General features: G+C 39.3%; 19 protein-coding genes. 10 read left to right on the top strand and 9 right to left on the bottom strand.

What is annotated here, in order from left to right; translation table 11 throughout:
- Window positions 1-300: 300 nt before the first annotated feature.
- Both B5G52_RS08425 and B5G52_RS08420 read right to left on the bottom strand, forming a co-directional pair.
- Window positions 301-2226, bottom strand: a complete 1926-nt coding sequence (locus tag B5G52_RS08425) for a CRTAC1 family protein (RefSeq protein WP_087532217.1) — start codon at window positions 2224-2226, stop codon at window positions 301-303.
- Between the two features lie 12 nt (window positions 2227-2238).
- Window positions 2239-4305, bottom strand: a complete 2067-nt coding sequence (locus tag B5G52_RS08420; protein ID WP_087532216.1) for a methyl-accepting chemotaxis protein — start codon at window positions 4303-4305, stop codon at window positions 2239-2241.
- 366 nt (window positions 4306-4671) lie between these two features.
- Between B5G52_RS08420 and B5G52_RS08415 the strand changes: the two genes are divergently transcribed.
- Window positions 4672-7035, top strand: coding sequence for an alkaline phosphatase D family protein (locus tag B5G52_RS08415; protein ID WP_087532214.1), 2364 nt, complete (start codon window positions 4672-4674; stop codon window positions 7033-7035).
- Between the two features lie 250 nt (window positions 7036-7285).
- Here the strand turns inward: B5G52_RS08415 and yfaE are convergent, their stop codons facing one another.
- From yfaE to ubiG, 5 genes are all read right to left on the bottom strand, one after another.
- Complete coding sequence (yfaE, locus tag B5G52_RS08410) at window positions 7286-7558, bottom strand: class I ribonucleotide reductase maintenance protein YfaE (RefSeq protein ID WP_087532213.1); 273 nt, start codon at window positions 7556-7558, stop codon at window positions 7286-7288.
- Window positions 7558-8688 carry a class Ia ribonucleoside-diphosphate reductase subunit beta gene (gene nrdB / locus B5G52_RS08405; protein ID WP_087532211.1) on the bottom strand — a complete coding sequence of 377 codons (1131 nt, stop codon included), beginning with the start codon at window positions 8686-8688 and terminating at the stop codon, window positions 7558-7560. Before nrdB ends, yfaE begins: the two co-directional genes overlap by 1 nt.
- Before the next feature lie 67 nt (window positions 8689-8755).
- A complete protein-coding gene (gene nrdA, locus B5G52_RS08400) occupies window positions 8756-11041 on the bottom strand; it encodes a class 1a ribonucleoside-diphosphate reductase subunit alpha (RefSeq protein WP_087532209.1) in 2286 nt (761 codons plus the stop codon).
- A gap of 378 nt (window positions 11042-11419) precedes the next feature.
- The gene (locus B5G52_RS08395; protein WP_087532207.1) at window positions 11420-12103 is read right to left on the bottom strand and encodes an HAD family hydrolase; all 684 of its coding nucleotides are present in this window, start codon (window positions 12101-12103) and stop codon (window positions 11420-11422) included.
- Window positions 12103-12813, bottom strand: a complete 711-nt coding sequence (gene ubiG / locus B5G52_RS08390) for a bifunctional 2-polyprenyl-6-hydroxyphenol methylase/3-demethylubiquinol 3-O-methyltransferase UbiG (RefSeq protein ID WP_087532206.1) — start codon at window positions 12811-12813, stop codon at window positions 12103-12105. The genes B5G52_RS08395 and ubiG overlap by 1 nt, the downstream gene beginning before the upstream one ends.
- A 189-nt stretch (window positions 12814-13002) precedes the next feature.
- Between ubiG and gyrA the strand changes: the two genes are divergently transcribed.
- From gyrA to pyrF, 9 genes are all read left to right on the top strand, one after another.
- Window positions 13003-15699 carry a DNA topoisomerase (ATP-hydrolyzing) subunit A gene (gyrA, locus tag B5G52_RS08385; RefSeq protein WP_087532205.1) on the top strand — a complete coding sequence of 899 codons (2697 nt, stop codon included), beginning with the start codon at window positions 13003-13005 and terminating at the stop codon, window positions 15697-15699.
- 79 nt (window positions 15700-15778) lie between these two features.
- Entirely contained in the window at window positions 15779-16861 is a 1083-nt protein-coding gene (gene serC, locus B5G52_RS08380; protein WP_087532204.1) for a 3-phosphoserine/phosphohydroxythreonine transaminase, read from the top strand.
- Window positions 16861-18138 carry a 3-phosphoshikimate 1-carboxyvinyltransferase gene (gene aroA, locus B5G52_RS08375; protein ID WP_087532203.1) on the top strand — a complete coding sequence of 426 codons (1278 nt, stop codon included), beginning with the start codon at window positions 16861-16863 and terminating at the stop codon, window positions 18136-18138. The genes serC and aroA overlap by 1 nt, the downstream gene beginning before the upstream one ends.
- A gap of 106 nt (window positions 18139-18244) precedes the next feature.
- Window positions 18245-18955: a (d)CMP kinase gene (gene cmk / locus B5G52_RS08370; protein ID WP_087532202.1), complete on the top strand. Its 711-nt coding sequence runs from the start codon at window positions 18245-18247 to the stop codon at window positions 18953-18955.
- A gap of 99 nt (window positions 18956-19054) precedes the next feature.
- Complete coding sequence (rpsA, locus tag B5G52_RS08365) at window positions 19055-20722, top strand: 30S ribosomal protein S1 (RefSeq protein ID WP_087532200.1); 1668 nt, start codon at window positions 19055-19057, stop codon at window positions 20720-20722.
- A 65-nt stretch (window positions 20723-20787) separates the two neighbouring features.
- The gene (gene ihfB, locus B5G52_RS08360) at window positions 20788-21075 is read left to right on the top strand and encodes an integration host factor subunit beta (RefSeq protein ID WP_087532199.1); all 288 of its coding nucleotides are present in this window, start codon (window positions 20788-20790) and stop codon (window positions 21073-21075) included.
- Between the two features lie 20 nt (window positions 21076-21095).
- A complete protein-coding gene (locus tag B5G52_RS08355; protein ID WP_087532198.1) occupies window positions 21096-21377 on the top strand; it encodes a lipopolysaccharide assembly protein LapA domain-containing protein in 282 nt (93 codons plus the stop codon).
- A 2-nt stretch (window positions 21378-21379) separates the two neighbouring features.
- Complete coding sequence (gene lapB, locus B5G52_RS08350; protein ID WP_087532196.1) at window positions 21380-22516, top strand: lipopolysaccharide assembly protein LapB; 1137 nt, start codon at window positions 21380-21382, stop codon at window positions 22514-22516.
- A gap of 34 nt (window positions 22517-22550) precedes the next feature.
- Window positions 22551-23255: an orotidine-5'-phosphate decarboxylase gene (gene pyrF / locus B5G52_RS08345; RefSeq protein WP_087532195.1), complete on the top strand. Its 705-nt coding sequence runs from the start codon at window positions 22551-22553 to the stop codon at window positions 23253-23255.
- 552 nt (window positions 23256-23807) lie between these two features.
- Here pyrF and B5G52_RS08335 read toward each other — a convergent pair.
- Both B5G52_RS08335 and B5G52_RS08330 read right to left on the bottom strand, forming a co-directional pair.
- Complete coding sequence (locus B5G52_RS08335; RefSeq protein WP_087532194.1) at window positions 23808-26066, bottom strand: AAA family ATPase; 2259 nt, start codon at window positions 26064-26066, stop codon at window positions 23808-23810.
- 139 nt (window positions 26067-26205) lie between these two features.
- Window positions 26206-26841, bottom strand: coding sequence for a hypothetical protein (locus tag B5G52_RS08330; RefSeq protein WP_087532193.1), 636 nt, complete (start codon window positions 26839-26841; stop codon window positions 26206-26208).
- Window positions 26842-26949: the final 108 nt, after the last annotated feature.

Raw genomic sequence — 26949 nt, 5'->3', positions numbered from 1 at the left:
ATTTATCAAAGCTAGCCTCTGCTTTTAGCTGATTAAATGCTATGTGTTGTGTCAGCTTCGTAAATACAGGTGGAGCAACTTCACGCTTAATTCGGCAATCGTCTTTTTAAGTGATCTTGTCCTGAATCATTGCCAGTCACGACTCTCTAGTTTTCTATAGGTTAAGATGACAAAGTTAAAGCTTTCGTGCGGTCTTGGTATGTAGAGATCATTGGTTTGATGTAACATGACAATAAAAAACCTGAGACTGAATTAAGTCACAGGTTTTTCTAACTATTATATTTTTATACAGTAAGAAGTTTAAAACTTACCTATTTTAATTAGCTTATCAGCATTAATATCGTTCACTATTTTTTTACTACCATCTCGCCAAGTAACGACGACTGAATTAACCTTATTCGCGTTAGCTAAACCAAAGTGTGCAATATTAAGTTGGCTTTGAGAGTGAGTGGCACTGTGCGAACCCACAATTTGATATTGCTTTGTAGATGCAGATTGAACCTCAATTTTTGCACCGAGTGGGTCTACACCCGATTCAGAATAGCCAACTCGAACAAGCAAGTGGTGTGCATGGCTTAAATCGGTATTATTCTGATACAAATGCCATTTTCCGTTGTCATCATCACCGCTAAGTAAATCGAGTTTACCATCTTGGTTATAATCAAATGCAGCTCCCATATCACCATGAGAGTCTTGCCCTAACTCAGTCGACGCATTATGAGTCAGTTGTGTTTTAAAGGTAAAATCACCGTTATTTAATAGCAGTACATCTTCAATACGCTCCTTTAATTCACCAAAACGATAAACCATAAAATCAACGTATGTATCATTGTTAAAATCCCCAGGTACTACGCCCCAATTGTTTGCGTTGGTGAGGGCTGGTAGTTGATCTGACACATCAACGAGTTTACCGTTATCATTTCGTAATAAAGCATCTGGTATCGCTAAGTTTTGTGGTTTCCAGTCACTTTTATAAGCTGAAATATTTTTAAATGATGCACGCACATCCCAAGCAAGATTATCTGCAAGCATCCACTCAACGCGCCACTGCCCATTACCAATATAACCAATATACCAACCTGTTTTATCAGTCTTTACAGGAAATCCTTGGGCACGTTGTTTTGTGATCTGAATATTATTATCAGGTGTTTCGATCAGCTCTTTGTTTTTACCTAGGTAAACAGGCATATGATCGAGTAATTTTGCACGTGGGAAATGATAAAAATCACTGAGGATGATATCACCTTCAGCAACGAGAGTGATGCCATCGTGGCTCTTATTACCTTCATCACGAATATCGAGACGTTTTTTACGTTCATTAAACGAAATACTATTATTAGCAATGGCATAGTGTAATTTGCCACGAGCAAGGTAATAATCCATATCACCATCGTTATCAATATCTGCTTGTGCCATTGCAAGCGTACCAAAGTAGTCTTTTGAGTTATCGGCTAATACATCTTCAGTTACATTGGTAAAAGTGAAGTCGTTATTGCCTTTGTAAATACTTAATTCACTATGGCCGTTAAAGCCAAGTATATCTAGAATGCCGTCGTTATTATAATCGCTTAATAACACCCGCTCAGCGTGTAAGTTTTCAAATTCTTCAGAAGGGTGGTATATAAATTGTCCATTACCTTGATTTTCAAAAAGTATATTCCGTGGTGTATCTTCGTTTACTTGCTTGGCCGCATTAACTTGCATAAAATCAAGGTCACCATCGTTATCTAAATCGACCCAGCGCACAGAGCGGCCTCGTGCGCCCATTTCTGATAATCCTGACTCGACAGTCACATCCGTGAACTTTCCATTATCATTACGCAACAGTCGTTGAGGCTGTGGCGTTTGACCATTGCCGCCACCTAGCGCAATTAAAATGTCATTGTCACCATCGTTATCGTAATCACCACTGGCCATACCATGTAGGTCAACACGAGGATAAATATCGGGTTGTAACGTGTATGTATTATCACCATTAGCCATAAATAAGCGTATGGGAGTTGAATCATGATTCGTCAATAATAAGTCATAATGACCATCATTATTTAAATCAGAAATAGTCGGGCCCCCATACTTCCAATTTTCATCAGTTTTTAATCCAGTTTCAACAGAAACATCGTCGAACACTATCTTGGAATGAACCTGTGTGCTGGTAGGTTGATTACTGCAAGCTGTGATGGTGAGTGCAATTGAGATAGCACTGAGTTTAAATAGTGTATTGTTCATAGAAAATACTCCTTACAATTTGTTGGTAGAGGGTTTCACCAAAGTGAATTCATTAATATAGCTTTCTAAGTTTTCAACAATGCCAGTTAAGTTATCGACCGTTTGTTGACTACTTTGGGTAGTACTTGCCACAGATTGAGCGTCATTATTGATCAAGGTTATTTGCTTATTAATGGCATTAGATACCGATGTTTGTTCTTCTGTGGCTGTAGCTATTTGCAGCGCCATATCTATTACTTGATCAAGTTGTTCTTTTAATTGTGTAAAAGCCTGTGTGTTATTAATTACATTATCAATTGCTTGATTCGATTTTTCTTGTAACTGCGCCATGCTTTGGGTGGCTGTTGTCGCACCTGTTTGTAGAGTATTTATTTGCCCTTGAATCTGTTTAGTTGATTGTTGCGTACGACTAGCAAGGTTTCTTACTTCGTCGGCAACAACTGCAAATCCTCTGCCTGTTGTTCCTGCGCGAGCAGCTTCAATCGCGGCATTAAGTGCAAGTAAATTCGTTTGCTCTGCAATTCCTTCAATCACATTTAAAATATTACTAATCAGTTGAGCTTGCTCATCTAACTTTGTAACTACCTCAGTGGTTACACTGAGTTCTTCGCTTAGTTGCTGCATCATGGTTTGGCTGATATTGGAGTTCTCTAAATTATTAGTTGAGAGTGTATGAGCTTGTTCTATCGCATGATGAGTTCGATTAGTCATTGACGATACTTCACTGATGGTTGCTGTCATTTGATTAATTGCCACGGAAATACTGTGCGTTGCTAATTGTTGATTATTGCTCAACGACGTACTGTCTTTTATTGCGTGGTGGATAGTGTCTGAGCTGTGTGATATTTGTTGCGACTCTTCAGTTATTTTAGTTAAAGTGCCATGAAAGCTGGATAATAATAAGTTAAATGCGTTAGTGAGCTCAGTTAATTCATCTTGTCCATTTTGGTTAAATCTAAAGGTTAAATTTTTTGTACGTGCCAACTCACACACATTCCCTACGATTTCAGATAATGGTTGGGTAATGCTGCGAATAATAAACCACGAAAATAAAGCCAGAAATACAACTTGCACCACGAGGGTTAAAACATTGCTGTATAGCTGATTTTTTGCTTGGTCTATTAAATTATTTTTAGTGTCGATCAGCTCTTTAAGTACAATTTCAATAGTACGCTGCTGTATGTCTGACACATTTTTAACAACCTCTGGCCAATGAGTACCTTCTATATTTAGCGGTTTGTTGACTGTTTGATATATATTTGTGCGGGCTTGTAGCGCAACTTCTTCAGATTTTAGGTAGTCCGCATTTTGTTTCATTTGGGTAAACGCAGATTGTGCATCTACAGTGGCGAAATTATAAAATAGGTTGTTATAGGTCTGAATAGCAGTGGCACTTCTGAATATTTCACCGTATATGTATACATCCAACTGTGTGTTGCTTGCCGTATTTATAAAGCTATCGTGAAATGAGCGTTCGACACTACTGGCAACTAAATAATAGTAAGCATTCGACATTTTTCCTAATTGTTGTTCACTACTGGCGATGACTACAATTTCGCTCAACGTCATTAATAATTTGCGGATCAGATCGTTAATCTCATACATTGTGTGAACTTCTCGGCCAAATTGCGCTGTGTATGCTTTACTTAGGTGATTTTTTTCATCAGCTACCTGTCTGACTACTTGCAGATCCCTTAATTGCTTTTTTATTATTTCTACTTGGTTATTCAGGGTCGGAAATTGCTTAATTGTATGCTGGTTCTCAGTAATGAATTGTTTAAACTGATTAGCATTTGTTAGCGCGTTTTGTCGATAAGTGAGCATCTGTTGCTGCGCTTTTTGTGCTCCTGAGACTGCATCAAGATACAATCTTGTGTAAAACCCTTCTTCTAATAAGCTTGAAATTAGTGGATAAGTGACATGAGCGTAATCGAGTATTGCATCAAGTTTAATTATCGCTTGCTGCTGCGCCAAAGAGGATCGTACTTTTTCAACTGACATCAATCCTGTAATTAGCAATGGAATGAGCACTAGCGCTAAAATTCGTGTCTTTATTTTATAGTTAGTTAGAAATGACATAATGAATTTAATTCAATGTTAATTGTTAACAATTTTCTTAGATTATATTTTTTTGTTATTAAATAGCAACCATTAATTAGCGCAATAATAGTCCAAAGCATGAAGCTGGGTGCTAAATGTGATTAGTTAATTGTTTTATCGTGTCACTTCGATAAATGGCAAACTCGTTAAATATAAGGAATTAAAACAATGTCTAACCGTGTGTTAGTGCGCATGAAGTAGGGGCCTATAAAACATGTAACCTCAGGTTTGAATGACGTTTTTATAATTTCTTAACGTTTTTATGAAAACAAATGCTGATATTTTCACCAAAAACATATATTGTTTGTTTACTGTTAACAATATCCAATAAGTGAGATGAAAATTATGAATAAAAATATATCTCGTCGTTCAGTCCTCAAAATGCTAGCCGCAGGAGTTGTTGCTACAGGAGTTTCTGGTTGTAAGAGTCATTTAGGTACTACTGCATCAGTTATAACTAGCGGGACCCAGTCGCACCATGATAATTGGCATAAAACCTACAACAGAGTCTGGCTAGGCAAACAATATTGGGCTAATCCAATGGAGGATTGGCGCGTTGTTAATGGTGCTGCTGAATGTATAACTCGAGGGGGTAATCGCAGTGTTCATTCTTTAACACACCAAATAACGAATATTGCTAAACCTTTTTCCATGTCAGTGGAAGTTGCTCGTTTAGAGCAAAACAGTAATGATGGTGGTGCTGGTATTCGTCTTGGCGCTAAAAGTGAACTCAATGAATACCGTAGTAACTGTTTTGTTCAACAGGGATACGACCTCGGTATTAAAAATAACGATTTAGTGTTAGGGAATAACACAACACCTTTAACGACTACGATTGAAAATCAAGCAGTTACTCTAACGCTGACTGGCACTCCTCAATCAGGTGCTATGGCGTTAGAGTTAACTGCTAGTTTAACGTCGTCAGGAAAAGTGATAGGTACTCTCACTCACTTGGCTGCAGCCACTGAATTATTAGGCAATGTGGCGTTGGTGAGTAACTTTTCGATTCCATCCGTCACATATGAAAATGCACCTGAAGACAAATTGGGCGCACGATATAAATTTAGTAATTGGACCATGCAAGGTGAAGCATTTTCAGTAATAGATGAACAAGTGTTTGGTCCAATACTTTGGACTATGTATTCGTTAAACGATACATTGAGTGATGAAGGCTTTGTGATGAAGTTGAGTGCTTACACAGGGCCAATAGGTGAGCAAGATAATCAGCAAATAGAGCTACAAATTCAGCGTGATAATCAGTGGAACGCTATCGATTCGCAAGTCATAGACCATGACGGCTGGTTGGCGACCTTTCGTATTGCCAATTGGGATGAAACACGCGATACGCCTTTTCGGGTTGTATATCGTGAAAAACACACTGACGGTACTCAAACCCCTGATATATATTCAGGAGTTATAAAAGCGAACCCAGCGAGTGAAAAATTACGAATGGCTGCGCTGACATGTCAAAATGATTATGGTTTTCCGTACCAGCCAGTTGCTCAAAATGTCGAAAAACTAAACCCCGATTTGGTGTTCTTTTCTGGTGACCAAATTTATGAAAGTCATGGCGGGTTTGGTGTAATTCGTACTCCAGATAATTTAGCAATTTTAAACTATTTACGAAAATTCTATCAGTTTGGTTGGGCTTTCAAAGAGGTCATGCGTAATCAGCCGACAATTTGTTTGCCCGATGATCATGATGTACTCCAAGGTAATTTGTGGGGTGAGGGTGGTGCAAGGATGGAAAACATTTCGAAAGACCCTACAGCGAGTGTTTTAGGTGGCTACATTGATTCTGCACGCGTGGTTAATATGGTACATAGAACGACTCTAAACCATCACCCAGATCCTCATGATCCAACACCAACCAATGGTATTAGCTCGTACTACGGAACGATGTTATACGGCGGTGTTGGTTTTGCCATACTTGCCGATAGGCAATGGAAAAGTGGCCCAGAGCGGATTAATGTTGCGGTAGGAGAAACAGGGCAAGACGAAGATCCGCTTTATTATAATCCAGTATTTAACCCCCCTGGCTTAGACCTGTTAGGAAACCGCCAAGAGAACTTTCTTGTGCAGTGGGGTAATGACTGGCGTGGACATAAATTAAAAGCGGTATTAAGCCAAACTGTATTTGCAGCTATTTCTACTCATCAGCCCTTACCCGATCGTTTCTTGAAGTATGATTTTGATTCAAGTGGATGGCCTGCCTCTGCACGTAACCGTGCAATTGATGCAATGCGTGACTCTATGGCGTTACATATTTGTGGTGATACCCATTTAGGTTCTTTATCGCAATACGGCGTAAATCAGCAAAGAGATAGCAACTGGGCTTTTTGTACACCAGCTATTTCTGCCGGTTGGCCAAGGTGGTGGAAACCTGACTCTATGAAGATGCCTTATCAAAATCGCCCAGCACATGGGTTTGCTGAAACAGGCGAGTATCATGATACCTTTGGTAATAAAATTTATGTCTATGCGGTAGGTAATCCTGAAGTAGGGAAATCTACTAACCGATATGTAAAGGCACATGAGAAAGGGAGTGGTTTTGGTTTTATTACCTTTGACTCTAAAAAGCTCACCTACACAATGGAAGCATATCGGTTTTTAGTTGATGTAGCTGATAATAAGGCAAGTAACCAGTTCCCAGGTTGGCCTGTTACAATTCATCAGCAAGAAAACAAAGGCCTAAATTTATTAAGCTAACTTAAGCTAAAGTTAAATGGAAGCGTTTGCATTGTAGGTGTTCTATAACTTGCAATAGGCAATATCTGAAGGGTTTTAATAGCGCTTAGGTCTTAATTGTAAAAAAAGTTAATGGTTTATTTAGGGGGCTAAAATATAGAGGATTAATTCAAGGGGTGCTAGTAAAGTGGCAATGCCCCTTGTAATTAACTTCAAATAGACTGCCTGGTTTGTCTTATCTAATAGGTGTATTTGTATGCTAGCGAGTGCTTTATTCTAAAGTGATAGCGATATCGCCGTCGGGTTTACAACAACAAAGCAATACTTCACCTTCACGGACAAACGCGAGAGGTTCTTGATTATAGATGATGCTGCCTTTCGTTAACTTGACTCTACAGGCGCCGCAATACCCTTCACGACATTGGTATGAAACCGTTAGTTTATTGTGTTCGAGGCAGTCTAAAAGAGAAGGGCAGCCAGAGTCAAAGCGTACATTCTGGCTGCTATCTGTAAGGTCAACCCTTACAGTTTTACTATCAGGCATTACAGATCAAAATCACCAAAGTCAGATGCATCAACTTGTGAATCTATTTGACCAACCAAGTAAGAGCTGATCTCGGCTTCTTGTGGTGCTACTTGAACGTTATCAGAAACCAACCAAGAGTTTATCCATGGGATTGGGTTACTGTTATTAGCAAATTGCGTTGGTAGACCTACAGCACTCATACGTGCATTAGTGATGTATTCGACATATTGGCAAAGAATATCTTTGTTAAGACCAATCATTGAGCCATCTTTGAATAGGTACTCAGCCCACTCTTTTTCTTGCTCTGCGGCATCAACAAACATCCTTATAGCTTCATCTTTACATTGTGCAGCGACAATAGCCATTTCAGGGTCGTCTTTACCATCTTGCATAATATTTAAAATATGCTGAGTGCCAGATAAATGCAATGCTTCATCACGGGCTATGAGTTTGATGATTTTGGCATTACCTTCCATTAATTCACGCTCTGCAAAGGCAAATGAACAAGCAAAACTAACGTAAAAACGAATTGCTTCTAGAATATTAACTGACATCATGGCGAGGTATAACAGCTTCTTCAGCTCAAATAAGCTGATATGCACGGTTTCACCATTTAATTCATGTTTACCTTCACCGTAAAGGTTGTAGATAGCCACTTTATTGATCAGTTCGTCATAATATTTTGTCACCGCATCAGCGCGCTCACTAATTTTATCGTTACTGACAATATCATCAAAAATGAGCTCAGGTGATTGTGTCACGTTACGAATAATATGCGTGTATGAACGACTATGAATTGTTTCACTGAACGCCCATGTTTCAATCCAGGTTTCAAGCTCTGGGATTGATACAATGGGTAGTAAGGCAACATTTGGAGAGCGCCCTTGAACACTATCAAGTAACGTTTGGTATTTTAAGTTACTTAAAAATATATGTTTTTCGTGATCTGGTAGTGCTTGAAAGTCTAATCGATCTTTACTTACATCTACTTCTTCAGGGCGCCAAAAGAAAGATAACTGCTTCTCGATTAATTTTTCAAAAATAGGGTATTTTTGTTGATCATAACGAGATACGTTAACTGTCTGGCCGAAAAACATCGGTTCTTGTAATTGGTTATTATGGTTTCGGCTAAAAGTAGTATAAGACATAGGTTCACTCAAAAAACTAACAGGGCAAAGCGGGCATAAAGCCCGCTGTGATTTTATTTAAATATTTTTATATTTTACACGCACCGCCTGCGCAATCGTCATCTTCTACTTGCGGAGCAAGCTCATCTTGTGAATCTGATGCACCGTCGCGGGTGTTGTGGTAATACAAGGTTTTTACGCCAAGCTTATAAGCAGCAAGCAAGTCTTGCAGTAATACCTTCATAGGTACTTTACCACCTTCAAACTTATTTGGATCATAATTTGTATTTGCTGAGATAGTTTGATCAACAAACTTTTGCATAATCCCCACAAGTTGCAAATACCCTTGGTTTGAAGGAATATCCCACAATAACTCATAATTTTCTTTTAAGCGGTCATACTCAGGTACAACTTGTTTTAAAATACCATCTTTACTTGCTTTAACACTGATATGACCACGTGGTGGCTCAATACCATTGGTTGCGTTTGAGATTTGTGATGATGTTTCTGACGGCATAAGCGCTGACAATGTTGAATTACGCATACCGTGTTCTTTAATGCTCGCACGTAATGCATCCCAATCTAAATGCAGTGGCTCGTCACAGATTTTATCTAAATCTGTTTTGTACGTATCAGTGGGCATTATACCTTGTGAATACGTTGTTTCATTAAACTTAGGACATGCCCCACGCTCTTTTGCAAGCTCGTTTGATGCTTTCATGAGGTAATATTGAATTGCTTCAAATGTTTTGTGGGTAAGTGCATTGGCACTGCCATCTGAGTAACGTTTACCATTTTTAGCTAAGTAGTATGCGTAGTTGATAACACCTATACCCAGAGTACGACGACCCATAGTCGCATTTTTAGCTGCAGGCACTGGGTAGTCCTGGAAATCAAGTAAGTTGTCTAGTGCACGTACCGCAAGCTCTGCAAGCTCTTCTAATTCGTCAAGTGACTCAATTGCGCCTAAGTTAAAGGCAGAAAGCGTACATAAAGCAATTTCACCTTCTTCATCATTTACATTGCTCAGTGGTTTAGTTGGTAATGCAATTTCTAAACATAAGTTAGATTGACGAATCGGTGCAACCTTAGAAATAAATGGGCTGTGCGTATTACAGTGATCAACGTTTTGTAAATAAATACGGCCAGTGCTGGCACGCTCTTGGGCAAACATTGAAAACAGCTCGATTGCTTTTATACGCTTTTTACGAATTGACTCATCTTGCTCATACTGAACATATAAACGATCGAATTCATCTTGATCTTCGAAGAATGCATCATAAAGACCAGGTACATCAGATGGGCTGAACAAGGTAATATAATCATCTTTGATCAGACGTGCATACATTAATTTATTAAATTGTACGCCGTAGTCTAAGTGACGAACACGGTTATCATCAACACCACGGTTATTTTTAAGTACTAATAAGTTTTCAACTTCTAAATGCCATAATGGGTAGAATAACGTTGCTGCACCACCACGGACACCACCTTGCGAACAGCTTTTAACCGCTGTTTGAAAGTGCTTATAAAATGGGATACAACCGGTGTGGTAAGCTTCACCATTGCGAATAGGACTACCTAAAGCACGGATTCGACCAGCATTAATACCAATACCTGCACGTTGCGATACATATTTTACAATGGCAGATGAAGTGGCATTGATAGAATCAAGGCTGTCACCACATTCAATTAGAACACATGAACTAAATTGACGTGTTGGTGTACGTACCCCCGCCATAATTGGCGTTGGTAATGAAATCTTAAACATTGATACCGCATCATAAAAACGTTTGATGTAATCTAAACGCGTTTCTTTTGGGTAATCAGAGAACAAACTTGCCGCAACAAGAATATATAAAAACTGTGCACTTTCGTAAATTTCACCCGTTACACGGTTTTGTACTAAATATTTACCTTCTAGCTGCTTTACAGCTGCGTAGCTGAAGTTTAAATCTCGGCTATGATCAAGGTAGTTATCTAGCTCGTCAATTTCTTGTTCTGTGTAATCAACCAGTAGATGCGCATCATAACGCTTGTCTTCTACTAACTTAGTAATGTGATCATATAAACGTGGTGGCTCAAATTGGCCATATGCTTTTTTACGTAGGTGGAATACAGCTAAACGAGCCGCTAAGTATTGATAATCTGGGCTGTCTTTAGAGATTTGATCAGCAGCAGCCTTGATAATCGTTTCATGGATGTCTTCAGTGCGAATACCATCATAAAACTGAATATGTGACTTTAACTCTACTTGCGAAACAGAGACGTTATTTAAACCTTCGGCGGCCCACTCAATAACGCGATGAATTTTATCAAGATCAAGTGACTCTTTACGGCCGTCACGTTTGCTTACAGATAGCTGTTGGTTCATAGTTTTGCCTGTATTCCTTGGGAAATATAGTCTTAGAAAATTATTATTCTAGTTATAACGTTAAAAGCGAATTTAATTGAATAACATTTAGCCACAATATCTGGTGCTCTTCAAATTCTAGATCACAAGATAGTGTGGTCTGCGATCATTTGCAAGGGACAGAAAGGAGACCCTTTGTGGATAAGTTTGGGATAACATGCTTGTGTTAGTAGCCATTAACCTTTGACCATTTGATTAAGGTGAAATTTATAAAAAGCAACTCAAGATCTATTAAATTTAGTCATTTTAAAAATAAATTTTGGCTGCTTTTTTTATCAACACAGTTTGAGCTAATTTTAAACTAATCACAACATATAGTGTTTTTAAACTGTAAATTCACTATATGTGGTTAAATCCATCAATTGGGCTTTGCCAGTTAAAATCTGCATTCCAACTTAATGCCTCGGCTTCACTTGGTACATAACCCCACAGTGCGGTCGCGCTGTGCATATTGGCGGCTTTTGCAGCTTCTATATCACGTTGTGCATCGCCGATATATAAACAGCGCTTAGGTTCGACATCTAAAAGCTCAGCTGTATGTAACAAAGGTAAAGGGGAGGGCTTTGCAATATTGAGGGTATCACCACTGACTAAAGCGTGAGTATCTTTGAGTTCAGGTATTTGGGCAACTAATGGCTTAGTAAGAAACTCTGGCTTATTTGTCATGATCCCCCATTTTATCTTTTGTTGATCAAGGGCTAATAACAATTGCGCGACGCCGGTGAAGCACTGACTATGAGCTGCAATATTAGCACTGTAGGCATCAAGTAATTGCTGACGCAGCTCACTTTGGTCTTGCCGTGATTGCCATAACTGACCAAAACCGACTTCTAAAAGTGCTACTGCACCATTGGAGGCGGCAGGGCGGTATATGTCTGCAGTGACCAAGGGCATTAAATGTGCTTTGAGAACACTATTAAGCGCAGCACCTAAATCATCCGCTGTATCAAGTAGGGTACCGTCTAAATCAAAAATAAATGCATCATATTCAATTGTTTGCTCTGTTTTATTGAAACTTACCATTAGGCAAGTTTCTCAAAATGTAGAATATAATTAACGCTTACATCACTATTTAATGTGTATTGCTTTGACAGTGGATTGTAATTTAAACCCGTACTAGCACGTACTTTTAAGCCCGCTTGTTCAGCCCAAGCAATTAATTGGGCGGGTTTGATAAACTTTTTGTGATCATGAGTACCTTCAGGCACCATTTTTAAAAGCTTTTCTGCACCGACAATAGCGAATAAATACGCTTTAGGGGTTTTATTCAAAGTTGAAAAAAATATGTCAGCCCCCGGTTTTGCCAGTGCTGCCACAGCATGGATAATTGAGGATGGATCAGGGACATGCTCAAGCATTTCCATACAGGTAATTACGTCAAAGCGAGCAGGGTGTTGTTGTGCGTACTCTTCTGCAGGTACTTTAATGTAATCAACATTCACTCCAGTTTCTAAGCTATGTAACTTTGCCACTGTTAATGGCTCTTGCCCCATATCAATGCCGGTCGCTTTAGCACCCATACGGGCCATACTTTCTGTTAAAATTCCGCCACCACAGCCAACATCAAGTACTTCCTTATCAAATAGCCCTTGTGTCTTATTACAGATAAAATCTAATCGTAACGGATTAATCTCATGAAGGGGTTTAAATTCACCTTCGCGGTCCCACCACCTTTCGGCAATGGCTTCAAACTTTGCAATTTCTGCACTATCTACATTTTGATGTTCGGTCATAAAATACTTCCTCGTCAATCTGAGGCCATTATATAGGGCTAAATTAATAAATCGCAAAGATTTAGCGCCTGTAAATCTAAATTAATTGTGGTAGCATGGTCTATTAGAATACGTTTAATAACAACAAATACTCTATAGCGCCTTTAAAACGGCACTTTGTGAGTTAATACTGAAGGAATGTGATATCAAATGACTGATCTCGCCAATGAAATTCTGCCAGTCAATATTGAAGACGAGTTAAAAACGTCCTATCTAGATTACGCGATGAGCGTAATTGTTGGACGTGCATTGCCTGACGTGCGTGATGGTTTAAAGCCAGTTCACCGCCGCGTTTTGTTTGCAATGAACGAGCTTAGTAATGATTGGAATAAACCATATAAAAAATCGGCACGTGTTGTCGGTGACGTAATTGGTAAATACCATCCCCATGGCGACAGTGCGGTTTATGACACCATAGTCCGTATGGCCCAGCCATTCTCTTTACGTTATATGTTAGTAGACGGCCAAGGTAACTTTGGTTCTGTTGATGGTGACTCAGCGGCAGCAATGCGTTATACCGAAGTACGTATGGCAAAAATGTCGCATGAATTATTAGCCGATCTTGAGAAAGAGACCGTAGACTTTGTACCTAACTATGATGGTACTGAGCAAATCCCAGATGTGTTACCAACGAAAGTTCCTAACCTATTAGTGAATGGTTCATCAGGTATTGCCGTTGGTATGGCAACAAATATACCGCCACACAACTTATCTGAGGTTATTAATGGCTGTTTGGCTTTAATACAAAACCCAGATTTAACTATTCATGAGTTAATTGAATACATTCCTGGTCCTGATTTCCCAACTGCGGCAATCATTAACGGTAAAAAAGGCATTGAACAAGCTTATTTAACCGGCCGTGGTAAAGTGTATATCCGTGCTCGTGCTGAAATTGAAGTGGACGAAAAGTCAGGTCGTGAGACCATTATCGTTCATGAAATTCCTTATCAAGTAAACAAAGCGCGTTTGATTGAAAAAATTGCTGAGCTTGTAAAAGATAAGAAAATCGAAGGCATTAGTGCATTACGTGATGAATCTGATAAAGACGGTATGCGTATCGTTATCGAGATCAAACGTGGTGATGTAGGCGAAGTTATTCTTAATAACCTATATGCACAAACACAGCTTCAAACAGTGTTTGGTATGAACATGGTTGCTTTGATCAATAACCAGCCTAAATGCTTTAACTTAAAAGAAATGCTTGAAGCGTTTATCATTCACCGCCGTGAAGTGGTTACGCGTCGTACCGTGTTTGACTTACGTAAAGCCCGTGACCGTGCTCACACGCTTGAAGGTTTAGCTATCGCGCTTGCGAATATCGACCCGATTATCGAATTAATTCGTAAATCACCGACACCAGCAGAAGCTAAAGCCGCATTAACAGCACGCCCTTGGGAGTTAGGTAACGTTAAGTCGATGCTTGAAAAAGCAGGTGAAGCAAACGTTGCACGCCCTGATTGGTTAGCAGATGACTTAGGTATCCGTGACGGTCAATATTATATTTCTGAGCAGCAAGCTCAAGCAATTCTAGATCTACGCTTACACAAGCTAACAGGTCTTGAACATGAAAAAATCTTAAACGAATACCAAACGTTGTTAGATTTAATTGCTGAGTTATTACATATCTTGGCATCACCAGAGCGTTTAATGGAAGTTATTCGTGACGAATTGGTTGAAATTAAAGACCAATACGGTGATGAGCGTCGTACAGAAATTAACGCCGCAGCACACGATATTAGTCTTGAAGACTTGATCAATGAAGAAGATGTTGTTGTTACCTTGTCTCACGAAGGGTATGTGAAGTATCAACCATTATCAGATTACGAAGCGCAGCGACGTGGTGGTAAAGGTAAATCAGCAACCAAGATGAAAGATGAAGACTTCATCGAGCGTTTATTGGTTGCGAACACCCACGATACTATTTTGTGTTTCTCAACAGCAGGACGCTTGTATTGGCTTAAAGTGTATCAATTACCGCTAGCGAGTCGTGCGGCACGTGGTAAACCAATTGTTAACTTGCTACCACTTGAAGCTGATGAGCGTATTACTGCTATCTTACCGGTACGTGAATACGAAGAAGATAAATACATCTTCATGGCAACGGCATTTGGTACAGTGAAGAAAACACCACTAACTGCATACAGCCGTCAACGTGCTAGCGGTATCATCGCGGTAAATCTTAATGAAGGCGATAGCTTAATCGGTGTTGATATCACCGACGGCAGCAACGAAATCATGCTCTTTACTGATGCGGGTAAAGTTGTACGCTTTAAAGAAGCCGAAGAGACAGCTGTTGTTGATGAAAATGGTAACCCTGTGCTTGATGAAGATGGTAACCCTGAAATCCGCTTTAAAGGTGTGCGCCCAATGGGTCGTACCGCAACGGGTGTTCGTGGTATCAAGATGGCCGATGAGCAACGTGTTGTATCCTTGATTGTGCCTAAGACTGATGGTGCTATTTTAACAGTGACTGAAAATGGTTACGGTAAGCGTACATTACTTGAAGATTACCCATCTAAGAGTCGTGCAACACAAGGTGTTGTATCGATTAAAGTGAGTGAGCGTAACGGTGCTGTTGTTGGCGCTGTACAAGTAGACGACAATGACGAAATCATGATTATCTCTAATCGTGGTACGCTTGTTCGAACACGTGTAAACGAAGTTTCTACCGTTGGGCGTAATACTCAAGGTGTTATTTTGATAAGAACTATTGACGAAGAGCAAGTAGTTGGTTTACAACGTATCGAAGAGATCGAAATCGATGAGCTTGACGTTATCGAAGGCGAGAGCGAAGAAATAGTCGAAACGGTTAATGAAGAAGCGGGTGATAATCCACCGGTTGAATAACATTGACCATTAAAAAGCGGCTTCGGCCGCTTTTTTTATTTATAAATAAAAAAAGTAATTACTGGAATGAGGAAAGGTAATGAGTATATATAATTTTTGTGCGGGTCCAGCAATGCTACCGCCAGCTGTGATGGAAAAAGCACAAAAAGAATTTGTCGATTGGCAAAACTTAGGTGTCTCGGTGATGGAAATTAGTCACCGTAGTAAAGAATTTTTAGCATTAACTGAAAAATGCGAAGCAAGCTTGCGCCGATTAATGAATATTAGCGATGAGTTTGAAGTACTGTTTATGCACGGTGGTGGCCGTGGTCAATTTGCAGCTGTTCCTTTAAATTTGCATTTGGATGATAAAGCCGCTGTTTATTGTGAAAATGGTGTGTGGTCTAAAGGCGCTGTAGCAGAGGCATTAAAGTTTACGCAAGTTGAAGAGCTTGATGTTCGTAATGATACAAACGAACAGTTTTCGATTAAGCCAGTGAGTGAATGGTCGTTTCCAAAGGATCCTTCATATATTCATTACTGCCCAAATGAAACCATTGATGGTATTGAAGTGTTTGATGTGCCAAGCCACCCAACAGCGCCTATTGTCGCTGATATGTCATCAACAATTCTGTCTCGCGAATTTGATGTGAACCAGTTTGACCTAATTTATGCCGGTGCACAAAAGAATATCGGCCCTTCAGGGCTTGCAATAGTCATCATTCGTAAAAGTTTGCTTGAACGCCAAGGCCTACCAAAGCCGGGGATTTTTGATTATGCCCTGGAAGTTAAACAAGGCAGCATGTATAACACGCCGCCAACGTTTGCTTGGTACCTAGCCGCTGAAGTATTTGAATGGCTTGAGCAAAACGGTGGTGTTAAAGCCATGGAGCAGCAAAATATAGCAAAAGCCGAGCTGTTATATAATTTTATTGACGAGTCGCCATTTTATAATAATAAAGTAGCCAAGCATTGCCGCTCTCGCATGAATGTACCATTTTGGTTAAATGACGAAAGTTTAAATGAGCAATTTTTAGCTCAAGCTAAAGCCGCGGGTTTACTTGCATTGGAAGGGCATAGAATTGTTGGTGGTATGCGCGCGAGTATTTATAATGCAATGCCCCTTGCAGGTGTAAAAGCGCTGGTTGATTTTATGGCTAAATTTGCTCAGGAGAACAGTTAATGGAACAGTTACGACTTGAGCCAATATCATCAGTAAATGGCACTGTTACCCTCCCAGGCTCTAAGAGTTTATCTAATAGAATATTATTACTGGCTGCTCTTGCACAAGGCACCACCGTTGTTGAAAACTTACTTGATAGCGACGATATTCGTCACATGCTTGGCGCCCTTAAATTATTAGGGGTTAATGTTGAACTTAATGAAGATAAAACCGTGGCTACCGTACAAGGCGTTGGTGGGCAGTTTTTAACGCCAAGTGAACCTTTGTTTTTAGGTAACGCAGGTACAGCATATCGACCTCTAACAGCCGTGCTAGCGGCTGTGCAGGGTGAGTATGAGTTAATTGGCGAGCCGCGTATGGAAGAGCGCCCAATTGGCCATTTGGTTGATGCATTACAAGCGCTCGGTGGTGAAATCAAATACTTAAAGTATTTAGATTATCCGCCCCTTAAAATCACCGGTGGTCAAATTAATGGTGGCAATGTTGAAATTGATGGCAGTATTTCAAGTCAATTTTTAACAGCTCTATTAATGGCTGCACCACTATTTAATGGCGATACCACAATCACAATTAAAGGCACTTTAGTGTCAAAACCATATATCGACATTACTTTAGACGTGATGGCGCGTTTTGGTGTTGATGTTAGCCATGATAATTATCAATCTTTTAAAGTTAAAGGCTCACAACAATATCAAGCCGTAGAGCGAATTATGGTAGAGGGTGATGCTTCATCTGCATCATATTTTGTTGCCGCAGCGGCTATTGCAGGTGGTGAAATTGAAATTAAAGGCGTGGGTGCTAAATCAGTTCAAGGTGATATTGGTTTTGCCAAAGTAATGGAGCAGGTTGGCGCACAAATTGATTGGTATGATGAGCGATTAGTCGTGCGTAAAGGCCAATTGAAAGGGGTCGACATTGATGCTAATGCAATTCCTGATGCGGCCATGACTCTTGCCACCGTTGCATTATTTGCCGATGGGCCGACTGCTATTCGAAATATATATAATTGGCGAGTAAAAGAAACTGATAGATTGTATGCCATGGCCACTGAGCTACGTAAAGTGGGGGCTGAGGTTATTGAAGGTCAAGATTTTATTGAAATAACGCCACCAACTAAATTCAACGATGTGGCCATAGACACTTATGATGACCATAGAATAGCCATGTGCTTTGCCATGGTGGCAGTGGGTGGTCAAGCAATCACAATTAACGATCCTAAATGTACCTATAAAACTTTTCCAACGTTTTTCAATGTACTAGCGTCTGTAAGTAAATAGTTACAATACGTAAAAATAAAAACTTGCGTACAAAAAGCGGATCTATTTTAATATCTGGCGTATAATACGGCGGTTTTATTTTGGTGTGCATTGCAGGAGGTTTTAAATGCAGGCGTTATTAATGCCCGTAATCACCGTTGATGGCCCAAGTGGTTCAGGTAAAGGAACTGTTTGTCGCTTGTTAGCCGATAAATTAGGATGGGATGTTTTAGACAGTGGCGCGATTTATCGTGTGTTATCACTGGCGGCACTTCATCATCAAATTGCATTGGACAACGAAGAGGCATTGGTGCCTTTAGCTGCCAATCTGGATGTGCAGTTTTTAGTTGATAGTCAGACCAATGCTGGAAAGGTTATTCTTGAAGGCGAAGATGTATCAACCACTATTCGTAATGAAGAAGTTGGTGCTGCTGCATCAAAAGTAGCGGCTTTACCACGAGTGAGAGAAGCACTACTTCGCCGTCAGCGTGCTTTTCGAACCGAAAGTGGCTTAATTGCGGATGGTCGTGATATGGGGACTGTGGTATTCCCAGATGCACCATTAAAAATTTATTTAACTGCCAGTGCACAAGAACGCGCCCGTAGACGTTATGTTGAGTTGAATGAACGCGGTCTTGATGTTACACTAAGTGGTCTATTAGAAGATATTCAAGCTCGTGACGAACGCGATATGAATCGTGAAGTTGCGCCGCTTGTACCAGCAGAAGATGCTATTGAACTTGATACAAGTGAGCTCAATGCACAGCAAGTGTTTGATAAAGTTATGACTTTATTGGATGCTGCGGTTTCTGAAGGTAAACTTCCTAGCAGAAAGTAAACACATTTTTACATGCGCCAGCAGGATGCCAGTGCTATTTTAACAACCCCATGCAGCATGGTTGCTTATTGGTATTAAATATATGAGACGTATATTCGTATGTCAGAAAATTTTGCGCAGTTATTTGAAGAAAGCCTAAAGGGTTTTGAAGCAGAGCAAGGCTCTATTGTTAAAGGTACAGTAATCTCTATCGAGAATAACATTGTACTTGTAGATGCTGGTCTTAAATCAGAAAGTGCTATCCCTGCAGAGCAATTCAAAAATGCTGCTGGTGAACTAGAAGTTGCAGTTGGCGACGAAGTAGATGTTGCACTAGATGCAATCGAAGACGGTTTCGGTGAAACTATCCTTTCTCGTGAGAAAGCGAAGCGTCACGAAGCGTGGATCCGTCTTGAGAAAGCATGTGAAGAGCAAGAAACTGTTACTGGTGTTATCAACGGTAAAGTTAAAGGCGGTTTCACAGTTGAAGTTGATTCAATCCGTGCTTTCCTACCTGGTTCACTTGTTGATGTTCGTCCAGTACGTGACACAACTCACCTTGAAGGCAAAGAGCTTGAATTCAAAGTAATCAAGCTTGACCAAAAACGTAACAACGTTGTTGTTTCACGTCGTGCAGTTATCGAATCTGAAAACTCACAAGAACGTGAAGAGCTTCTTGCTAACCTTGTTGAAGGTCAAGAAGTTAAAGGTATCGTTAAGAACCTTACTGACTACGGTGCATTCGTTGACCTTGGTGGTGTTGATGGTCTACTACACATCACTGATATGGCGTGGAAGCGTGTTAAGCATCCTTCAGAAATCGTTAATGTTGGCGACGAAATCGCAGTTAAAGTTCTTAAATTCGACAAAGAGAAAACTCGTGTATCTCTAGGCCTTAAACAGCTTGGCGAAGATCCATGGGCAGCTATCGCTGGTCGTTACCCTGAAGGTTCTAAACTTTCTGGCCGTGTAACTAACCTTACAGATTACGGTTGCTTCGTAGAAATCGAAGAAGGCGTTGAAGGTCTAGTACACGTTTCTGAAATGGATTGGACTAACAAGAACATCCATCCTTCAAAAGTTGTTAGCCTTGGCGACACTGTTGAAGTTATGGTTCTTGAAATCGACGAAGAGCGTCGTCGTATTTCTCTTGGTCTTAAGCAATGTATTGCTAATCCTTGGCAAGAATTTGCTCGTCTTCAAAACAAAGGCGACCAAGTTACTGGTAAGATCAAATCAATCACTGACTTCGGTATCTTTATCGGTCTTGACGGTGGTATTGATGGTCTTGTACACCTTTCAGACATTTCTTGGAACACACCTGGCGAAGACGCTGTACGTGAATTCAAGAAAGGCGACGAAATCACTGCTATCGTATTGCAAGTTGACCCAGAGCGTGAACGTATCTCTCTAGGTGTTAAACAAATCGAAGCTGACCCATTCAATAACTACCTTGATGCAAACAAAAAAGGTGCTATTGTTAAAGGTAAAGTGACAGAAGTTGATGCGAAAGGCGCAACTGTTGAACTTATCGAAGGCGTTGAAGGTTACATCCGTGTAGCTGATATCGCTCAAGAGCGCGTTGAAGATGCAACTACTGTTGTTTCTGTAGGCGACGAAGTTGAAGTGAAATATGTTGGTGTTGATCGTAAGAACCGCACTTTAAGCCTTTCAGTTAAAGCTCTTTTCGAAGCAGAAGAGAAAGAAGTACTAGAAAAGCTTAAGAAAGAAGAGCCAGTGTTCGAAAACGCAATGGCTGCTGCATTCGCAAATGCACAAAAAGACTAATTAATCAGTCTTAATAATTGGAAGGGCAGTGTTGCCCTTCCTTTATCTCTTTTTAAGGAAACGCTATGACTAAGTCAGAATTGATAGAACAACTTGCCGAGCAACATGCACACGTACCTGTGAAAGATGTTGAAAATGCTGTTAAAGAAATTCTTGAACAAATGGCCGGCTCATTATCAAGCTCAGATCGTATTGAGATCCGTGGCTTTGGTAGTTTCTCATTGCATTTTCGTTCACCGCGCACTGGCCGCAACCCTAAAACAGGTGATACGGTTGAATTAGACGGTAAACATGTACCTCATTTTAAACCAGGTAAAGAGCTTAGAGATCGCGTTAACGCGAGCATTGCCTAGTTACCAGCAGGAGTAGTTACTTGTTTCGGGTATTAAAAGTAATCTTGGTAGCAATATGCTTAATTTTTGCATTTGTACTTGGTTCACAGAATCCACAGTTGGTACAAATTAATTATATTATTGCTAGTAATACATTACCCTTAGCAATGATAATTAGTATCTGCTTTGCTTTAGGTGTCGCAATTGGTTGTTTTATTAGCTTTAAATTGTTTTCACAATTGAAGTGGCAAAATTATCGTTTGAAAAAAAAATTAGCGCCTGAAAAAAATAATAATAAGCTTGTTGCCAATAAAGACACCTAACTATGATTGAGCTTTTGTTTTTACTTTTACCTGTTGCGGCTGGTTATGGCTGGATCATGGGTAAAAACAGTGCTAAAAACCAAGCTCATCAATTAAACCGTCAGATCACCTCAGAATACAGTAAAGGTTTAAAATTCTTGCTCGATAGAGAAGAAGATCAAGGCCTTGAACACCTCATTAATCTGTTAGAAGTTGCAGCGGACTCTGTAGAGCATTATTCAACACTTGCGACCATGTTTCGTCGCCGTGGTGAGTTAGACCGTGCAATAAAAATCCATGAACTTTTGTTAAAGCATCCTAGCCTCAATGAACAGCAAGCAGCTTCTAGTCGTCTAGAGCTTGCTGAAGACTATATTATGGCTGGACTTTTAGATGGTGCAGAAGAGCATTTAGTATGGCTGGTTAAAGCGAATCAAAGTGAAGCGCTTGAGCCTATCCTTACCTTGTATGCACAAACACGTGAGTGGGAAAAAGGCATTAATATGTTTGAAGCCCATAGCGATTTATTTTCAAAACCTCAACATTTTAAAGCGATTGCTAATTTTTACTGTGAAGCTGCATTGCTTGAAAACGACCCGCAGATTATGCGAAAAGCAATTAGCTTAAACCAAAAAGCCATGAGGCCATTATTCGAGCTTGGAAAGTCAGCTTTTGCTAAAGAAGATTACGTAAAAGCCATTTACTATTGGCGCGAACTAATTACCAACTTTACGTTTTTCGCTCCACTATTTATTGACGATTTAGCGCATAGTTACAGTCAGTTAAATTTAACCCACCAATTTCACGAGCTGCTAGTACAACTACTTGATAAAGGTGGCGTTTTAATAAAAATAAAGCATTGCCAAGCTTTATTAGAGCAAGGGCATACAGAACAAGCAATTAAGTTTTTAACAGATAGTTTAAAACGCCAGCCGACAATTCGTGGTTTTAGTTTTTTATTGCAGTTATTAGCTAAGCAAAATCATGATATTAAAGAAGTGCTCGACCAAATTGATAACTTAGTTACGTCCTATATAGCAACTAAACCAGACTTTCAGTGCCAGCACTGCGGTTTTACTAGCCACACTATTTATTGGGTGTGTCCTTCGTGTAAGCACTGGGAAACCATAGTGCCGAGCCGTGGCATAGACGGTTTTTAATTTTACTTATATTTTCATTCTTGTTAGGAAAGTTATGTCTCTCGAACAATCAAAAAAAGTTCTTATCGCCCTTGATTACGATGATCAGCAAACAGCCTTAAATTTTGTAAAACAACTTTCTCCAGATAGTTGCAGATTAAAAGTAGGCAAAGAAATGTTTACCTATTTTGGGCCGGCGTTTGTAAAAGAGCTCATTGATCTAGGGTTTGATGTTTTTCTAGATTTAAAATTCCATGATATTCCTAACACGATAGCAAAAGCGGTTACTGCCGCGGCTAAAATGGGTGTATGGATGGTTAATGTTCACGCCAGCGGTGGCGTAGAAATGATGACGAAAGCTAAACAAGCGCTTGAGCAGTTTGGTGATAAAACACCATTATTAATTGCGGTCACTGTATTAACCAGTATGGATGAAGCTGAACTTAAACGATTAGGTGTCGAGAAAACACCTGCGGAACAAGTAATCTATTTAGCCAAGCTTGCAAAAGAGTCAGGCCTTGACGGGGTAGTGTGCTCAGCACAAGAAGCCAAGCAATTAAAAGCAGAGCTAGGTGAAGATTTTAAACTTGTCACCCCAGGTATTCGCCCAGCAGGCAGTGATGCTGGCGACCAAAAGCGCATTATGACGCCAAAACAAGCCATTGATGATGGAAGTGATTACCTAGTTGTTGGGCGCCCGATCACACAATCCGCAGATCCTGTCGCAGTTCTTAAAGAAATTAATGACTCGTTAAAATAAACAAGCGTTATTTTAATTAGTATTAGTACTAGTACTAAGAACAAAGAGCAAAGTATTTACTTTGCTCTTTTGTTTATAGATACCTAAACTTAATCATTTGGTGATGAATATGCCAGTTGCGGTCATTTAAAACACAAAATGGCAAAAGGCAAGACACGACCCCATTACCCACTTTTATTTTGCAAAAAATTTAGTAAATGATTCACAAAGAGGTTAAGAGACGCTGCGCTTAAGAGTGATACAGGTTCTAGGCTCAAAAGTATTTGCGCGCCTGAGGACACTACTACCTAATAGCCAACGCTTATCAGCTAACGGTGGATTTAGATCACTGGATACGCTGAAGGATAAGAATTGCTACTGACGGTAGTGGCGTAAACCTAGCACAAGGCAATGACAACTTGGCTTCACAAGGTTTAGTGTCATTGAGAGATATTTGGATCAATATTCATTACGGGAGATGAACCGCCCATTGCACTTCCTGCTAATAAAAAGCGCTTGATGGGTGGTGTGGGGGCTGGAGGTTAGAGACCTCCAGCTACCCGATTATGCATGCTATGCTACAGACGTTAATAGAGCCTCATAGTGAGCTTTATCTGCTTGAAGATGTTTAATTATATCCTCGACAGCATTACCTATATCACAGATTAAATCTGAATTATTGGCCAATCGCTCGATATTGTTCAAGTGACTAAAATAATGTAGCACTTTCAATATCCTTTTAGATTCCTGTGCTCCAAATAATTGTTCTGCACGCTGATCGACTGTGTCTCTGGTAAAACTTGGTATTCTGGAGTATGTGTATAGTTCAACAAATCGTCTAACTGCGTTTGGAATCGACAATAGTAGCTCTAGGTTTTCTTTATCTTCACTTTTATGGAATCGATGAATTATACTAAAAAGGTAGTGATACTCTGAGGAATACATCTCGATTGATTTTGGTAAGTTGACGATTTTGGATTCCTTGCCAGAAACTCTCTTGATTTGAAAGAACGCACTTTTCTTATTACCCAGTGGCAACTCTTTTAGTAAAGAGAAAAACTCAAAATTATGAGTCGATATAAAAAGTTGCTTACATTTGCATTGCCATTGAACAGAACCATTATCAGGATTTTTTACTTTTCCGAAGAAATACTCCTTAATCAATGCGTTCACTTGAAATATGTGGTTACTATCAAGACTCGAAATCGGGTCATCGATATACACAATAGCTTGATTAAGCTCTTTAATCTCGCCTAACTTTGTTAAAAAGAATGAAAATGCAATCGCAGATTTTTCACCTTCACTTAGGTTTTTGGCGATACTCCCTTCTCTAGACAGCCTAAACCTTTCATACCCGTCTATTTCAACTACATCAATTCTAATTTCATCACGACCAAGAAATTCAGATATATACTCATTGATAATTTCTCTACCTTTTTGAGCCTTACTTATTGAAGCCTGTAATTCTTGAATTTCAGCTTTAAGATTCTCAGCTATATTTCTATATTTTTCTTTATGAGATGAATATAGCGCTCGCTTAGATTTCTTTTCCTCTATTTTGTTATCGATCAAAAAAGTCGCAGCATAGTGCTTTTTCAACTCATCTATAGCCTTTTTCTTCTGGCCATCAAAGTCTTCAGTAGCCTTATTGGATTGATCAATTGCCTCATTTAGTTGTTTTAACGAATCTTTGACTAAGCTTTCATGAGCTTTAGAATAAGAGATTTTATTAACTTCTAAAAATGGCGCATCATGCTTCTCTTTAAGTCTGTTTATCAGCTCCTCAATTTGATTGTTATAATTCTTAATTGATGTTTCTATATTGCTATTAAATTCGTTAATGTTAGCTCTAAACTCTGGATACAACTGATTTTCGTTCAAGTGTACATAAGCCATTGGAAGTTTCTCAGCACTTCTAATAAGCCCCTTTAATTCTCCTTTATATTTAGCTAGGTCTTTAGAAAAGTGTAATTTAAAACCTTTAATTCTCTCTTCATCAATTTTTCCACCACAGAATTCACAACTTTCCTTACCTTCATTGATAGATAACCCAGTTTCAATCCAATTCGAAATTGATGGATTATCCCTCAGATATTCAATAACTGAAGAAAAGGCGGGAGTCTCCTTAAGTTTTGCATTGCATTTATCAAAAAACTCTCCTGCGCCGAGCGGAACACTGATATTTTTAACCTTTTCCAATCTGTCGCTATTAGTGGATAAAGCCATCTTCAGCTTAGATGATACTTCAATATCACTTAGTAAAGATTGGTTGATGGGGGTGGGTAATATGGCTATTGTTTTATCTAGATGAGCCGCCGTGTAAGCTTCTACGATATTTAGTGTGTTTTTAATCTGTTTAGCTGTGTTGGTTTTTAAGGAGCTAATTAACTTATCGATTTCTTTATCTTCATCTTGCTTTTTCTTGTAACCTGTTCTGCATCTTTCAACCAAAGCTTCATATTTATCAATTTTCTTCTCGGCTTCAATTGTGTCCTCGCCCAAAAGAAGAATTGGATTGAAAGACTCTCCATCCCAGCTTAAGTTGTTTTCAATGAAGTCAGAATTGAATACCCTGACCACTGGTGCAATATCTTTAAAGTTATTCTCATCTAGCTTCGTACCATCACCTAACTCAAATGTAAATTTTCCGGCCGGATAATCTGGATGGGCATTGCGATGCTCTAAAGTTGAGAAGATTCTAGAAAAAGTAGTTTTACCTGAATAGTTCCAACCATAAATGATGTTTTTATCATTAAAATCCGAAAGATCAGCTGAACTACTGAAGTTGTTGTAGACTCCGAATGATTGGATTTTCTTTAATGACTTTAACATCGTAACTCCATTTTCGATTTATGATACATAACGCCCCGCTAAGGGGCTGATAATTGCTTGCTAAAATGTGAAGCGGAGCGAAACTGAGCAAGCTATTAGCAGTCCCGTCTTCAGCGGCTTGTTAGAGGATGTTTACTCTTCAACTTTTTGGTATTTCGTTATTTAAATATTCAACGAAGTCCAGCAACTCTTTGTCCACACTCCAAGCATAAGCTGACTGAAAGTGAACCAAATTTCTTCTACCTCGCACTTTTTCAAGTCCTTTGAGTATATTATTTGGAGCCTTTGTTTTATTTAAATATTCTTCTTTAACCAAACAACCAACACCTATCGTGTTTTCACCAAATTTAATTTCTTCTCCCTTTTTAGTAAGGGATTGAATTGTTCTAATGTGAATTGGTGCTTTTTTTTGCCGCTTTTTCAAAGAATTTGGCTTTGATATTTCGTGAATTACATAACTTTTTGCCAACAATTTTCTCTTCATTAGCATTTCAAACGCAGACATAAGAATGAGGTCGTCCACGATGACTTCAAAGCAATCGGATAAAAGCATATATAAATGATGAAAATCTTCATTATCCATATGCTCACCAGCTTCAATTTTTTCATCACAGACTTTACGTAGCACCTTAGCACTATTTATGTTTTTAACTATCGTAGCTTTATCCAGCATAGATCTAGCAAAATAATCCAAAGATTTATACATCTTTGAATTTCTACCTTCAAGGTAATGTTCATGCATTAGTTCATGTACGCTACTATACGATTTATCCATAATCCTCTAACAGCTTATTGAACACCATTTTGGTGGTTTATAACAAACCAAAACGGCGTATATTACATACCCTGATAATTTCACCAAAAATTACCATTGTAAACAAAT

The organism is Pseudoalteromonas sp. A601 (assembly GCF_002165575.1).
In the GTDB taxonomy this organism is placed as follows: Bacteria; Pseudomonadota; Gammaproteobacteria; order Enterobacterales; family Alteromonadaceae; genus Pseudoalteromonas.
Note: the sequence above shows the minus strand (reverse complement) of the source record. Positions and strands in the feature narration are given on the sequence as shown.